Origin of the sequence: Citrobacter freundii complex sp. CFNIH4 (assembly GCF_002934505.1) — a bacterium.
Classification (GTDB): domain Bacteria; phylum Pseudomonadota; class Gammaproteobacteria; order Enterobacterales; family Enterobacteriaceae; genus Citrobacter; species Citrobacter freundii.
The window spans coordinates 3,470,443-3,483,734 of record NZ_CP026231.1 but is presented as its reverse complement, the minus strand read 5'-3'; the positions used below and the strand labels follow the sequence as shown (position 1 = coordinate 3,483,734).

Annotated in this window: 11 protein-coding genes and 4 pseudogenes; 8 read left to right on the top strand and 7 right to left on the bottom strand. The window is 50.4% G+C overall.

The features are described from left to right. Window positions 1-156: 156 nt before the first annotated feature. Window positions 157-466, top strand: a pseudogene (locus tag C2U41_RS17810) (transposase); the annotation flags it as partial. 1,251 nt (window positions 467-1,717) lie between these two features. Here C2U41_RS17810 and C2U41_RS17800 read toward each other — a convergent pair. From C2U41_RS17800 to C2U41_RS17790, 3 genes and pseudogenes are all read right to left on the bottom strand, one after another. Beyond that, window positions 1,718-2,014 (bottom strand): annotated as a pseudogene (locus C2U41_RS17800) (IS6 family transposase); the annotation flags it as partial. 219 nt (window positions 2,015-2,233) lie between these two features. Continuing rightward, the gene (locus C2U41_RS17795) at window positions 2,234-3,451 is read right to left on the bottom strand and encodes a M24 family metallopeptidase (protein WP_074075385.1); all 1,218 of its coding nucleotides are present in this window, start codon (window positions 3,449-3,451) and stop codon (window positions 2,234-2,236) included. An 86-nt stretch (window positions 3,452-3,537) separates the two neighbouring features. Further along, window positions 3,538-4,491 (bottom strand): LysR substrate-binding domain-containing protein, encoded by a 954-nt coding sequence (locus tag C2U41_RS17790; RefSeq protein ID WP_014837246.1) that lies wholly within the window; start codon window positions 4,489-4,491, stop codon window positions 3,538-3,540. Between the two features lie 156 nt (window positions 4,492-4,647). On the opposite strand from C2U41_RS17790, the gene C2U41_RS17785 reads away from it, so the two are divergent. From C2U41_RS17785 to C2U41_RS17765, 5 genes are read left to right on the top strand one after another with little or no spacing between them, the layout of a single operon-like run. After that, a complete protein-coding gene (locus C2U41_RS17785; RefSeq protein WP_074075384.1) occupies window positions 4,648-5,496 on the top strand; it encodes a transporter substrate-binding domain-containing protein in 849 nt (282 codons plus the stop codon). Between the two features lie 23 nt (window positions 5,497-5,519). Next, window positions 5,520-6,191 (top strand): amino acid ABC transporter permease, encoded by a 672-nt coding sequence (locus C2U41_RS17780; protein ID WP_042933959.1) that lies wholly within the window; start codon window positions 5,520-5,522, stop codon window positions 6,189-6,191. Further along, on the top strand, window positions 6,188-6,850 hold the full coding sequence (locus C2U41_RS17775; protein ID WP_074075383.1) for an amino acid ABC transporter permease: 663 nt from the start codon (window positions 6,188-6,190) through the stop codon (window positions 6,848-6,850). Before C2U41_RS17780 ends, C2U41_RS17775 begins: the two co-directional genes overlap by 4 nt. Before the next feature lie 4 nt (window positions 6,851-6,854). Continuing rightward, window positions 6,855-7,673, top strand: a complete 819-nt coding sequence (locus C2U41_RS17770; RefSeq protein WP_014837252.1) for an amino acid ABC transporter ATP-binding protein — start codon at window positions 6,855-6,857, stop codon at window positions 7,671-7,673. Further along, window positions 7,670-8,614, top strand: a complete 945-nt coding sequence (locus C2U41_RS17765; protein ID WP_014837253.1) for a DMT family transporter — start codon at window positions 7,670-7,672, stop codon at window positions 8,612-8,614. The genes C2U41_RS17770 and C2U41_RS17765 overlap by 4 nt, the downstream gene beginning before the upstream one ends. 580 nt (window positions 8,615-9,194) lie before the next feature. Here the strand turns inward: C2U41_RS17765 and tnpC are convergent. From tnpC to tnpA, 3 genes are read right to left on the bottom strand one after another with little or no spacing between them, the layout of a single operon-like run. Next, on the bottom strand, window positions 9,195-10,772 hold the full coding sequence (tnpC, locus tag C2U41_RS17755) for an IS66 family transposase (RefSeq protein ID WP_042934256.1): 1,578 nt from the start codon (window positions 10,770-10,772) through the stop codon (window positions 9,195-9,197). 42 nt (window positions 10,773-10,814) lie between these two features. Next, window positions 10,815-11,195, bottom strand: a complete 381-nt coding sequence (gene tnpB / locus C2U41_RS17750; protein ID WP_014837255.1) for an IS66 family insertion sequence element accessory protein TnpB — start codon at window positions 11,193-11,195, stop codon at window positions 10,815-10,817. Then, window positions 11,182-11,514, bottom strand: coding sequence for an IS66 family insertion sequence element accessory protein TnpA (tnpA, locus tag C2U41_RS17745; protein ID WP_071886350.1), 333 nt, complete (start codon window positions 11,512-11,514; stop codon window positions 11,182-11,184). Before tnpA ends, tnpB begins: the two co-directional genes overlap by 14 nt. An 83-nt stretch (window positions 11,515-11,597) precedes the next feature. Between tnpA and C2U41_RS17740 the strand changes: the two are divergent. Continuing rightward, window positions 11,598-11,927: pseudogene (locus C2U41_RS17740) on the top strand (IS66 family transposase); the annotation flags it as partial. A gap of 82 nt (window positions 11,928-12,009) precedes the next feature. Here the strand turns inward: C2U41_RS17740 and C2U41_RS17735 are convergent. After that, window positions 12,010-12,710: pseudogene (locus tag C2U41_RS17735) on the bottom strand (IS5 family transposase). A 209-nt stretch (window positions 12,711-12,919) separates the two neighbouring features. Here C2U41_RS17735 and C2U41_RS17730 point away from each other — a divergent pair. After that, window positions 12,920-13,237: a hypothetical protein gene (locus C2U41_RS17730; RefSeq protein ID WP_014837258.1), complete on the top strand. Its 318-nt coding sequence runs from the start codon at window positions 12,920-12,922 to the stop codon at window positions 13,235-13,237. The last annotated feature ends 55 nt before the right edge of the window (window positions 13,238-13,292 follow it).

The window sequence follows — 13,292 nt, the reverse complement described above, 5'->3', positions numbered from 1 at the left end:
CTGATGGGGAAATAACTGTTTTAAAACAGGGGAAAGAAATCAGTACGATAAAATGCGATGATGTCTGGGAACAACATCTGGGTGACAGCAATATGATGCATGGTATCCCCGACGAATCAGAGTGATGTATCTGATACGTACTGTACCAGTTCACACTCCACCAGCCTGAAAGTTTTCGGGGAGGGCGAGTGGAAAGTCAAACAACACGGCAAAGAGCGCCGTCGTATCAGGCGAAAACTGCATCTGACCGTTGATGTGAACACGCATCAAATTATCCGCCCCCCCCGTCGACCTGTCGCTGAACAATGTGACAGATGCAGAAGCTTTCCCGGGTCTTATCAGGCAGACCCACAGAAAAATCAGATCAGCCGGAAGGACTGGCCAGGTAGCAGAGGCTCTGGTCATGGCGCACGCGTTGAGCAAAATGACGAAGACGGGTATGCCAGAAAGCGTGCGTATTGCCTGAGAACCTGACCAGCCACAGAGACGCTCGCCCCGAGTCTGAGTTAATCATTAAGCCGATTGCCCAGACAATATTTTCCAAAAGGAACTGGCTTATGTCCATTTTGATACAACTGAGGCGCTGATCTTCAATGTGACCAGCAGTATGGTGGCAAAAGCCATATCAGCCCTTTCTCTTTAGCATCAACCGATGTTTCGTATCCTTGCATAAATATCTCCTAAAAAATTGAGGCGACAACTATGCTGATACAGGGGACGAATAGCTGATCGACGTTCCACGCGAAAACATGATCGATCAGAGCAGAATACGCACTTGCACAAACAGAACTGCCAGAAAAAATAACGACAGCCCTTGTGTGGCGCGGCATTGAAGGGGATTAAGGGGTTTTGCACTGATTCAAAAAAATGCGAAAAAATGATAAATTTTGATTTAATTTTGCATTAAAGTGAGAGGGGGTTGATCGTTTTTAAAAGGATTTTAAATATTTATGAGTGCAATAAAATAAATTAATAAAAATCATAAAGTTACATATTTAAAAGGAAAATGGACGCTTTTCATGTGATGCTTATCGCTGCTAAATATTCAGACCTTTTCCTGTTGGAATAAAAGGAACATTAATTCCGATAGTTCCTCTTGGAGCCTTTTCGGTAACTTTATGAAAATGATCTTGTTTTTTTGATTACAAGCTGATAAAGGACGCATCAAATAGGAACGGACAAAGCGACATATTAGCTAAAAAAACTGCTACGCAAACTGGTTTATGATTGCATTCGAGTTGTATAGAGGAACCCGGATGAAAGGAAATTGCCTTTCATCTTCACCCGACATCCCGTAACATATTGTAAAAATTGATTTTTCATATTGGCATCAATGACGTATTCAGGTTAAACATGGATGAACTGACCGTTCACCTTTATGTGATTCGCTTTCAGGTTGAAAGGCCTGTATCTGAACATTTGACACGTTTGATTCTGCTTTTTCATATTCGGCTTAAGTGCTTGTTTTTAGGTAAAACAATCGCAAACACAATTCAAATAATGAAAAATAACCCCGAAAACGAGTCAATTAAGGTTGTTTTCAGGTTTGTGGCGTAGATATCAGGCCTGGTGCCAGTCGCAGAAACGCTCCATGCGCCAGCAACATCTCGCCGGTGAAAAATGTTTTATCGACTACTGCGGGCCCACAGTGCCGGTTATCTCACCGGAGACGGGTGAATGCTGGCAGTGGCAACAGGCCAGCGTTTTCACTTACCCCTGTATCCACTGCGCGGTACAAATATTTCCACTGGCCTCTGACCCAGATGTAGGTTTCATCCATTCGCCAACGATACCCTGTGGGGCGTTTATTCTGGCGAAACGCTTTCTCCAGTAACGGCACCAAACAAATAACCCAACGATGAAGCATGGAATGGTCAACGACAATCCCCCTCTCAGACATTATCTCTTCCAGATTTCGCAGGCTGAGTGAGTAAGCTAGGTACCAGCGTACACATTTAGCAATAATACCGACGGGATAATGCAGGCGTTTGAAGGCTTTTCGGATTAAAGGTATGGGAATATAATGTAAAAAAAACAGTATATTACCTGAGCTAGCGCTTAATGCGACAGAACCGTTTTGAATGGCGAGGCGAGTCATTATGCAGACGCTAGTCGCCTGCCGTCACAACACATTGTGAACGTTGATTAGTGAATATTGATTAACCATCAGCGTGGAGAAACCGCCGCCCTTAGTGGTTCTTATTACGGGCGGCGCAGGTGTTAACCGACATGTTTATTGATTGACGGCGATAATATTGTGCTCTGGGCCATAGGGGAAATGGGTGATGTTCTCTGCGGCTGATTCGTTGACAACCAAGATATCGTGTTCACGATAACCGCCGTGTCCCGGCATGCTCTCTGGCAGCATGATCATCGGCTCCATTGAGACAACCATTCCCGGTGCTAAAACAGTTTCAATATCCTCGCGTAATTCTAAACCGGCTTCGCGGCCATAATAGTGGCTCAGTACGCCGAAGGAGTGGCCATAGCCAAAAGTCCGATACTGCAGCAGGTCATGCTCGCGATAAATCTCATTGAGCGAGGCGGCGATATCGCAACAACGGGCGCCTGGGCGGATAAGTTCCTGACCACGGCGGTGTACTTCGCAGTTGATCTCCCAGTGACGCAATTGCTCATCGCTGGGCTGACCGAGGAACAGTGTTCGCTCCAGCGCGGTATAGTAGCCGGCAATCATCGGAAAACAGTTCAGCGATAAAATATCTCCTTGCTTCAGGCGACGGGTAGTCACCGGATGGTGGGCGCCGTCGGTATTCAGGCCAGACTGAAACCACGTCCAGGTATCGCGTAATTCAATATGTGGCAGGCGTTTCGCTATTTCCCGGGTCATCGCCGAGGTGGCCGCCAGGGCAACTTCATACTCCGGAACGTCCTCGGCAATCGCTGCGACGCATGCTGCGCCGCCGAGGTCGGCGACCTGAGCACCAATTTTAATCAGTGCAATCTCTTCTGCGGACTTAATCATCCGCATCCGCATCGTCGCCGGGGCAATATCCATAAACTCTGCCTGGGATAAGTAATGGCAAAATTTAGCGCGCTGTTCGATTGTCACATGATCGCCTTCAAGGGCAATCCTCCGGCTATCTTCAGGAACCACTTTACACACTGCCCGGTAATAATTATCACGCTGCCAGTCTGTGTAAACAATATTTGCACCGTAGCTACGGCGCCATCCCTGACCTCCGTCAATATTGGTGGTAATTAAAAATGACTGGCTCGGCGTCACCACCAGGGCATACTGGCGGCCAAAACTACAATATAAAAAGTCGCCGTAGTAATTAATATTATGAATCGAGGTTAAAATAACTGCATCAATACTGTCTGCTTCCATGATGGCGCGTAATCCCGATAGTCGGCGCTGCATTTCATGGGTGCTGAAGGTTCCCTTAACTTTTTGTCCATTAGCTAATTCAATAATATCTGGCATGCTCATAATAAACTCCGTCGTTGATAATGGCGTGTTGCCATCATCTGGAAAACGATATCTTGCGACAAACGGAGATTATTAATTTGCCGTCATTAGCCGGACTTATGCAGCGTATATTCGCCGAGAATTTGCGTTCGCTCTGCAATATGATGTGCGGTTTCTTCTGTCAGCCAGTTAATCAACGCCTGAACGCGTGGCCGTTTCTCATTATTACGTGGGCTGGTTAACCACACCTGCCCGTCTTCGACGATATCGGTAAAAGGGCGAATCAGTGCGCCATTGCTCACTTCCGTCGCACACAAAGAGTGACGGCTTAAGGCGATTCCTTGGCCGGCGCAGGCGGCCTGGAGCACGAGGTCGGCGCGGGAAAAGCCGGTTCCTGCCTCGACATTCAGGTCATACAGCCCGAGGCGGGCAAAATAGGAGCGCCAATGGGTGCTATAGGCATTTTGCGGCATGGAATCATGCAGTAAGCGCAAACCACAGAGTTCGCTGTAACTGTGTAGATGCCGGGTTTTCAACAAATCCGGGCTGATCACGGGATAGATCACATCGTTGAACAGATGCCGTTGAATTAGATTTTTATCATCAACCCAAAAAGGGGTAATGGCGATATCGACCGCGTCAGATTTAAAATTGGCGGGCGTCATATCGGCATCAATTTCCAGGCTGATAGGGTACTGCTCATAAAACTGATGCAATCGGGGAAGCAGCCATTTGGTGGCAAAGGACGGCATAACCCGAATCTTTATGGTGCCCTCAAGGGTTTCTTCACCGGTTTGGTGCAACGTAGTTTCGAGGATGGCAAAGGCCTGGCGCACCCCGATAAACAGCTGTTCACCCTGCGGAGTTAAGCGTAGCCCTGCGGGCGTGCGGTGAAAGACCAGGTAGCCAAGCTGTTGCTCAAGCGATTGAATTTTCTGGCTTACTGCACTCTGAGTAAGAAAAAGATCCTGTGCGGCACGGGTAAAACTGAGATTACGCGCTGCGGCATCAAAGTAGCGCAAACCGTCGAGGGACGGCAAACCTGGTTTACGTTGCATCATCGGTTTCCCTGTTGCTAAATAACCTGCAATAAGCACTATTCATGCCAAAAGCATCATTAGCCGTGCTAATAGTTATCAGTTAGAAACCACCGTTTGTCGCCGCTAAACGAATGAATAAATATTATCAGCGTCATTCAAACTCGCGGAGAAACTCTGATGAAAAATAAACTGTGGCTGTTACTTTCAATGTCTGTCTTACAACTTTCGCCATTATTGATATCTACGGCCCAGGCTGATTTACTGGATGATATTAAGCAAAAAAAAGAAATAGTGATTGCCACCGAAGCACGCTATGCCCCTTTTGAAATGCTTGAAGATGGCAAAATAGTCGGTCTGGGAAAAGATATTCTCACGGAAGTGATGAAAGGATTACCCGGGGTGAAAGTGGTTCAGCTGGATATTCCATTTCAGGGGGTTTTACCCGGTCTGGAAAGCAAGCGATTCGATTTTGTGGCAACTTCTTTAACCATCACCCGCGATCGTGAAGCAAAATTCGCCTTTACCGCTCCCTTTTCTGACGCCAGCGTGGCCATTCTGAAACGCAAAGGGGATAGCCGCATTAATAGCGCCAAAGATCTCCAGGGCATGATTGTCGCCAGCCAGGCCGGGGCGCCGCAAATTGCGGTGCTAAAAGAATATGAAGCATCGGTACTTAAACCCACCACCGGTCACGGCGTTAAAGAAATAAAAGCCTTTATTGATTATAACGAAGCCTACGCGGCATTAGCGGCGCACCGTGTTGATGCGGTTGTACAATCGTTGCCGAACCTCGCGCCGTTGGTGAAGACCCGTGGTGATACGTTTGAAATTGTACGCCCGCCGTTTGGCCCGGCGACCTGGTATGCATGGGCCGGAAGAAAGGATGCGGATAGCGCCTCACTGGTCAAATTTATCAGCGACGGCATTGTGCAGTTGAATAAATCGGGAAAACTGGCGCAGCTACAAACGAAGTGGCTGGGTTTTTCTATGGCCGTTCCTGAGCAAGTGCCGACCCCGGCAAATTAATTTGATGGATACTGGAGGGCAATATGTTTGATATTTCAGTGGTGTTTCCCTATTTCCCTCAGCTATTAATCGGCGTGCTCAGTACTCTGGCGGTATCGCTGAGCGCGATTGTCATAGGATTGATTCTCGGTTGGTTAATTTGTCTGGGGCTAAACTCTCCGAGACGCCTCGTGCACTGTTTTTGCAAAACCTATGTCAGTTTTTATCGTGGCACACCGCTACTGGTTCAGTTGATATTAATATTTTATGCTTTGCCCGCCGTAGGGATCACCCTTTCACCATGGCTGGCAGCGGTTGTGGCTCTCTCATTAAATACCGCTGCCTTTCAAGGAGAGATTCTTCGGGCCGGCTTTAAAATGTTGCCCAAAGGCCAACTGGAGGCGGCACGAGATTTTGGTTTTTCAGCGGCGCAAACGCTGTTTTATATTCAGATGCCGCAGGTGTTGCGCACCATGATGCCGGCTTTGATTAATGAAACCATCGATATTATCAAAAATTCGGCATTGGTCTCGGTGGTGGCGGTCCATGAGTTGATGAGAGTTACTCAAACGCTGGCCTCAACCACCTATCGGCCGCTGGAGTTTTATACGGCATGCGGGCTCCTTTATTTTCTGACCTCGTGGGGGCTGAGTATTGTTGGCGCCAGGTTAGAGAAAAACCGCTCATCTTCGGCTCAAAGGGTATTAGCACAATGAATGTTGAAATACTTTTTACCTATAAAGATGCCATTGCCGCCGGTATTTTAATGACCCTAAAAATGAGTCTCGGCGGCATCCTGCTGGGGCTGGCGATCGGGCTGTGTTTTTTTCTTCTCGAAAGACAAAAACCGGCGTTATTTAATGTGATATATCATGCATGGATTAATGTGTTTCGCGGCACGCCGTTACTGGTGCAGCTCTTTTTAGTCTTTTATGGTGGTCCCTATATTGGTATTAATCTCGAGGCGCAACAGGTCGGGGTACTGTGCCTGGGATGTTATGGTTCCGCTTATTTTGCGGAAATATTCCGTGCGGGCCGTAATGCTGTCTCTGGCGGGCAAGTTGAAGCGGCGGCAGACCTGGGGTTAAGTCCATGGAAAATATTTACTTTCATTGTCTGGCCGCAAATGCTCGCGAGAATTATTCAGCCATTGATTGGTCAGAGCGTTATTCTGGTAAAAGAGTCGTCGGTGCTATCCATTATTACGGTCGGTGAACTTACCAATACCGCCATGACCATTGCCAACCAGACCTATGCGATGGTTGAAATCTACGTCTTAATGGCCATTGTCTATTGGGGGATCGCGGTCGGTATCTCCCGTTTGGGTAACAAAATGGAGCGCCATTATTCTTATTCTCAATTAAGCCGAGGTTAATACTATGCGTGATTACGCCATTGAGATTAACAATCTCAATAAACATTATGGCGAAAACCATGTTTTACGTGGTATCGATGTCAGCATTACTCCCGGAGAAGTCATTTGCGTGATTGGCGGCTCAGGGTCGGGTAAATCTACGCTGTTACGCTGTATTAACTTTTTGGAGGATTATAGCTCCGGCGGCATTGTGGTGAATGGCGAGTGCGTCGGCTATGAATCTCTCGGCGGCGAAAAACGCCGGCGTTTAAGCGACAAGGAAAATCGTCAGGCGTTACGCGACGTCTGTATGGTCTTTCAGCAGTTTAATCTGTGGCCGCATATGACGGTACTCGATAACGTAGCCACGCCGTTGCGGCGGGTTAAAAAGGTCTCCCGTGAAGCAGCCTACGCCGAAGCGAAAACGCAACTGGCACGGGTTGGTCTGGCAGACAAAGCCGATAGCTGGCCCGCGATGTTATCCGGTGGTCAGCAGCAGCGCGTTGCCATCGCCCGGGCATTGACCATGAAACCCGCCATTATGCTGTTCGATGAACCGACTTCAGCGCTTGATCCGGAGCTGGTCGGGGAGGTGCTAAAGGTCATCCGCAATCTTGCCGATGATGGTATGACCATGATGATTGTGACCCATGAGATGGGGTTTGCCGCTAAAGTCTCCGATCGGGTGCTGTTTCTTGCCGATGGCTGCATTGAAGAGCAGGGACCGCCAGCGCAACTGTTCCATCAGCCAAAAAGCCCGCGGCTGCAGTATTTTTTGTCGTCGTGGAGTGAACGCCAGTCGGGGGCGAGATTGCCTGAAACGGCGTTGCAGGAGTCAGCATGAAGCAGGGGATTGCTTGCGGCGCACTGGCAGGTGCATGCTGGGGATTCATTTTCCTGCCACCGATGTTGTTACCCGAGATCTCACCGCTGCTGCTAACCTGCGGACGTTTTGCAACCTACGGCGTACTGGCGGCAATTTTACTTATTCCGCAATGGCGCAGCATTGCCCGCGTCTGGCATCATCGCGATCTGCTGACGCTGATCCGTCTTTCACTACTGAGCAATGTGCTTTATTTTCTGCTGGTCGCGGCGGCCGTACAGCAGGTTGGCATCGCTGCGACCTCGTTAGTGATTGGCTTGATACCGGTGATGGTTCCGTTGCTTAGCCGCAGAGACCAGCATGCGCCGCCATTCCGGCAATTAATGCTGCCAATGGCGGCGATCGTCGCCGGAGTGGTGCTGATTAATCTGCATGCGCAACTGTCGTCCGCACACCCAATAACGGGTGGGAAACAGCCGATGCTGGGGATGCTTTGCGCCTTCGCCGCATTGCTGTGCTGGAGCCGTTACGCAGTCGAGAACTCCCGTAGTCTGAAAACGCTCCCTTACAACAACAACCAGTGGTCGCTGCTGATTGGCTTGTGTACCGGAAGCCTCTCGCTATTGCTGTGGCTCATCGTCAGTATTTGTGGGTTTTCCAGTGTTGATTTATCGTTACCGGAGGATGTCCAAACGATCTTTTGGGCGATGAACGTGGTGCTGGCCGTGTTTTCTTCGTGGCTGGGGTATATGGCGTGGAATCTCTGCTCCCGGCGCCTTCCGGTATCGTTGACGGGCCAAATGGTGGTTTTCGAAACCCTTTTCGCGCTGTTATACGGTTTTATTTATCTCAGGCGTGTCCCGGATCTGCTGGAAAGTGCCGCTATCCTGCTGTTACTGGGCGGGGTTCTGGCCGCGGTGCATTGCCATCATCACTGCCGTTGCGTTCAGGCGACGGTATAGAACACCGTCGTCGGTTAATATGATAATGAATCGTGACATTATTCGTAGGGTAAGATAATTACTGGGTGAGCACAGGTTCAGATAATCATATATTTATCATTTGCTAAATTTACCCGCTGGTATAAAGCAGAGGCATGGCTAACAAAACCAAAAAACAGGTTTTATATAGCTTTCGTTGTCGTTATAGCGAAGATGAATATGAGCGTTCTATAAGCAAAATTATTATGTGTGCCTTGCAAGGCACACACAATAATGCCGCAGAGCGGGCCATTAGAGCCGTCGCGGTTGGCAGAAAAAACTCTTATGACCTTTGTCAAATATTTCGGCCATACTTGTCCTGCACAGCCTGATTTTTCGTAACGTTCCGGTGAACTCATATTGATAGGTCCTGTGAAGCCGATCGCAGATTTCTCCGGGGAACGTTCGTCAGGTGGTGAAGTGCTGAGTTCAGCTGTTTCGCGATTGTGGCGCAGGAACTGAGTCAGTTGTATTGTGGCTCTAAAGCTACGTGGGACGCGGGTTGTTGCTGTTTACGTTGTCAGGGGCGCAAGTCCTTAGTGCGGATATCGGGCGCTTCCTGTCAGGCTCCTTCGCCCCCGAAGGCGAACCCCGGCAGCGGCAGCAACGCGTCCAGCTCCTCTTCCGGCCAGCCCGGTAGCCGTTGCAGCACATCCGTCAGCCAGGCATGGGGATCAAGACCGTTCATCTTCGCAGTTTCCAGCAGACTCATTATTTTCGCTGCACGCTCACCCGCCGCAGCCGAACCTGCGAAGAGCCAGTTTGAACGTCCCATGACCACCGGTCGTATCGCCCTCTCACAACGATTGTTGTCCAGCGGCAACGCGCCATCCTCCAGGAAGCGGCTGAGCGTCACCCGTCGTTTGAGTGCATACGTGATTGCTTTACCCAGCGCGGAGCTCTCCGGGCACGCATCCTTCTGCTGCTCAAGCCACTGCCACAGTTTTTCCAGCACGGGTCGCGCATAACGCTGCCGCCACTGGCGGATCTTTTCCACTGGCCGGTGTCGGATCTTCTTTTCCAGCCGGTATAGCCCGGCTATCTGCCGGACCGCCATCGCCGCCCGCGGATCCTTGTTAGCTTTATAAAGGTCGGCGAAGTTTCTGCGGGCATGTGCCCGGCAACCTGTCAGCATGAGCCCTTTGTTCTGCCCGACCAGGGTTTCATACGCCGGATACCCGTCAACTACCAGGTTTCCGGCCCAGCCTTTCAGGTATTCCGCCGCGTACTTGCTGCTCCGCCCTGGTTGACTGTCGAAGCAGACGACAGACGGACCACTTTTTTCACCGCTGACGTAAGTCCACAGATAGCCGGAACGGGCTTTACCGCCTTTTTTCGTGTCCAGGATTTGCAAAGGCGTTTCATCGGCATGAAGCACATCACAAGTCAGCAGTATCCGGTGCAGTGATTCCGCCAGTGGCGTCAGCACCGCCCCCGCACGGCCGACCATATCTGCCATCGTGCTGACGGGCAGATGGATATCTGAACGGGCCAGAACCGGCTGCTGGCGGTACAGGGGCATATGGTCGCAGTGTTTGCTGATCACCAGCTGGGCGATGAGTGACGGCTCTGCCACACCTTTCGGGACAATGTGCGCAGGCATATCACCGCTGACCACCCGCTGGCAGCAGGTGCAGCCATACTGCGGGCGAACGTACCGGTTAACCACGACGCGGGCCGGGATATATTCCAGCTTTTCGCTCACTTCATCGCGGATGTGGCGCAGCGCACCCTGGCAGTCAGGACAGCTTTCGGTTGAGGCCGGTTCGATTGTTTTTATGACCCGCGGAAGATGGGCCGGTAGCGGTTTTCGCGCCGGACGTTCCGGAGCGGCTTTTTCTTCGGCAGGAAGCAGCGTGTCCAGTTGCGCTTCAACAGCCGCGATATCCGCATCCATATCCTCTTCGAACAGGGAGCGCTGCATGCCGGCCAGTGTTTCGCTCTTTTTCCCGAAGCGCTGCTGGCGTGCCAGCTTCAGCGCCTCTTCCAGCAGAAGGATACGTTGCTGTAGAGTGGTATTCTGCTGGCGAAGTTTTTCTTCTTTTTCAGCATTCTCAGACACGGCGTTTTGCACCATGGCAAGCGCCAGAGTACGAAGCTGTTCAATATCGTTTGTGGTGGAGAGAAGGGAGATATCCATGCGGGTAATTATATCGCACCCGGCATGGATAATCATTATTCTTCATAAAGTTATGGTGGTTTTTGATGCGGTTCCGGATGTATCCCGGAAGACCCATTTTGTGAGGTCGTGGCCTTTTACCTGTTGCCAGTCAACACCGCTGACAAGCCAGCTGAACTCATCGGGCGTGAGGGTCCAGGCGGCCTCATTTGCCCGGGGCCAGCGAAAGTGGCCTTTATGCAGACGGCGAACGCACAACCAGACGCCGTGTTTATCCCAGCGCAGCACCTTGATGCGCGAACGGGCTTTATTGGTGAAGACGAAGGCGGCGCCTTCGTGCCACGACGATTTGAGCTCATCCTGGACATACTGCGTCAGCGTGTCGATGCCACGTCGCATATCCACGGGCTTCACGGCGAGGAAGACATTTTCAGGCATCAGCATATTTGAGCGCCCTGAAGACATCGTTCAGCTGTGAAGGATGGCAGCACATGCGTATTCCACCGGGCAGAAAGAGCGTAACGGGTTCATTCACTGCAGGTGAAAAGGATCCAGCAGGTGGTGATGCTTCGGTGATATGAACAGGCAGTACCGCAGGTTCGCTGGCACGTCGTTCAGCCTTTGCGACATCCTGGGGCCATTCACGAAAGGAAGTGAAGGGAATGTCGTGAAGTTCACAGTATTGCTGGCGGGTAAGACCACTGGCCCGCCAGCTGGCAACATGTTGTTTTTTCTGTTCAATGAACCATCGCTGTTTCATCAGCAAGCATCCTTCATCAGTTAAAGATGGCGCTGATATTACCTGCTGAAATAATTATGAAAATATGAGTTCACCGGAACGTTACGGTTCACGCTGAGATGGCAAAGGCGTTCGCGTACCTGCTGAAACAGTGGGATGGGCTGAACGAATACTGCCGCAACGGTCAGGTGGAAATCGACAATAACATCGGTGAAAACGCGCTACGCTCAGTGGCCGTGGGGCGAAAAAATTATCTGTTCTTCGGCTCTGACAACGGTGGAGAGGCTGCGGCGATCATCTACAGTCTGCTCGGCACCTGCAGGCTGAACGGTGTGGAGCCGGAGAACTGGTTGCGTGAGGTGATCGGCAAAATCAACAACTGGCCCTCAAACCGGGTACACGACCTGCTGCCCTGGAACCTCTCTCCTGTAAAATAATCCTTACGCCACGTTCAGGACGGGGCGCTTACCAACGCACAACATCGGTAATATTATGACCGCCAACCGGGTCGCCGTCTCCCTAGTAACTGAGTGTCACTACCACTGTATCCTGATAATCCCCTGGCTTGGGCCAGTTCTGGACGGGAATAGCGCCATACACTACCAGAGACTGAGCGCTGCCCGTTGTGGAGATTTGGGACTGTACTTCGGTAGTGTCATTCCAGACCGTACTGTGGCTGGCATCCTGGTAAAGGCCATAGGGCACACAGATTGGGCCGTTACACATGCGTCGGCTGTTGCCGTCGGGAGTATCTGCGACCAGCTTTATGTCGTCGACAACCACAGCGAGTGGCAGCCCGTACGCATCCGTCATCAGGCTGCTCTTCCTCCCTGTTTCCCGCGGTCCGTGGGGTTTCGGCCTGTTTTTTTTAGCCAGACAGCGGTGATTTGGTCATGCTGCCATCCATCGACAGCCACGACCAGTCAATAGCATCCAACTGCTCACAGGCAAGCAGTCCATTCTGTCAGAAGCGTTCAAATACTCCGGCATCCCGCCACTCCTGGAAGAGGCGGTGGGCTGAGCTTGACGAGCATATTCCTGTAGCATTCAAATCATTCCACTGGCAATCTTTCTGAACATAAAGAAAATGGCATTCATGCCGCACGATTATCAACGCGCTTGCGATGCGTACACAGTGGGGGCTGAATTTTGTGTTCCAAGGTGAGTCGGGCCATTTTCTCCCAGAGTTCATCGCTGATCTGCCACTTGTTGCCCGCCATACTTTGCTCTCAGCAATTTCCATCATTTATTACCTGACAATCCCTTTTGGGATGGGTTCTTAGCATCATTAACACTTTGTTAACTTGAACTGGTTTAAGTTAATTCAAATTTGATAAAAACATAAGGGTGCATTACCTGTATGGACGCTAACCCGGTAACGTCTTTTGACGAATAATGCATGTTACCGGCTGGCAATATGAGAATATAAATGAAAATTCTGATTAACTGGCCTCCTTTGCGCCAACTAATAAATTACATACAAGAGCGTTTCACCTTTCTGGTTTTGCTCTGCTGGCCAGCGATTATCTGGTTGGTTTGTCGGGTAATTGTATGGCTGACGGATGGCATCATGACGCTACTGGGAAAGCCGTTAGAGCACTCATTCACCGTGTATCTTCAGCTCTGTATGACGCTAAGTACCCTGCTGAAAATCTCGGTCACCTGGGTGCTGCTGCTGTTTATTCTGTTCAGCATGGTAATGGGGTTTACCTGGCTGCTGCGGCGTGTTATGAACCGTAATAAGTAAAAGACCACCTTCTAAGAAGGTGGCTTCTGTAAGTTGATTTTCCCCTGTAACTCCA

What these genes read in the sequence shown, in the direction of transcription:
- C2U41_RS17795 (WP_074075385.1), bottom strand. Translation starts at nt 3,451, where the DNA reads ATGAGCATGCCAGATATTATTGAATTAGCTAATGGACAAAAAGTTAAG.
- C2U41_RS17790 (WP_014837246.1), bottom strand. Translation starts at nt 4,491, where the DNA reads ATGATGCAACGTAAACCAGGTTTGCCGTCCCTCGACGGTTTGCGCTAC.
- C2U41_RS17785 (WP_074075384.1), top strand. Translation starts at nt 4,648, where the DNA reads ATGAAAAATAAACTGTGGCTGTTACTTTCAATGTCTGTCTTACAACTT.
- C2U41_RS17780 (WP_042933959.1), top strand. Translation starts at nt 5,520, where the DNA reads ATGTTTGATATTTCAGTGGTGTTTCCCTATTTCCCTCAGCTATTAATC.
- C2U41_RS17775 (WP_074075383.1), top strand. Translation starts at nt 6,188, where the DNA reads ATGAATGTTGAAATACTTTTTACCTATAAAGATGCCATTGCCGCCGGT.
- C2U41_RS17770 (WP_014837252.1), top strand. Translation starts at nt 6,855, where the DNA reads ATGCGTGATTACGCCATTGAGATTAACAATCTCAATAAACATTATGGC.
- C2U41_RS17765 (WP_014837253.1), top strand. Translation starts at nt 7,670, where the DNA reads ATGAAGCAGGGGATTGCTTGCGGCGCACTGGCAGGTGCATGCTGGGGA.
- tnpC (WP_042934256.1), bottom strand. Translation starts at nt 10,772, where the DNA reads ATGGATATCTCCCTTCTCTCCACCACAAACGATATTGAACAGCTTCGT.
- tnpB (WP_014837255.1), bottom strand. Translation starts at nt 11,195, where the DNA reads ATGCTGATGCCTGAAAATGTCTTCCTCGCCGTGAAGCCCGTGGATATG.
- C2U41_RS17730 (WP_014837258.1), top strand. Translation starts at nt 12,920, where the DNA reads ATGAAAATTCTGATTAACTGGCCTCCTTTGCGCCAACTAATAAATTAC.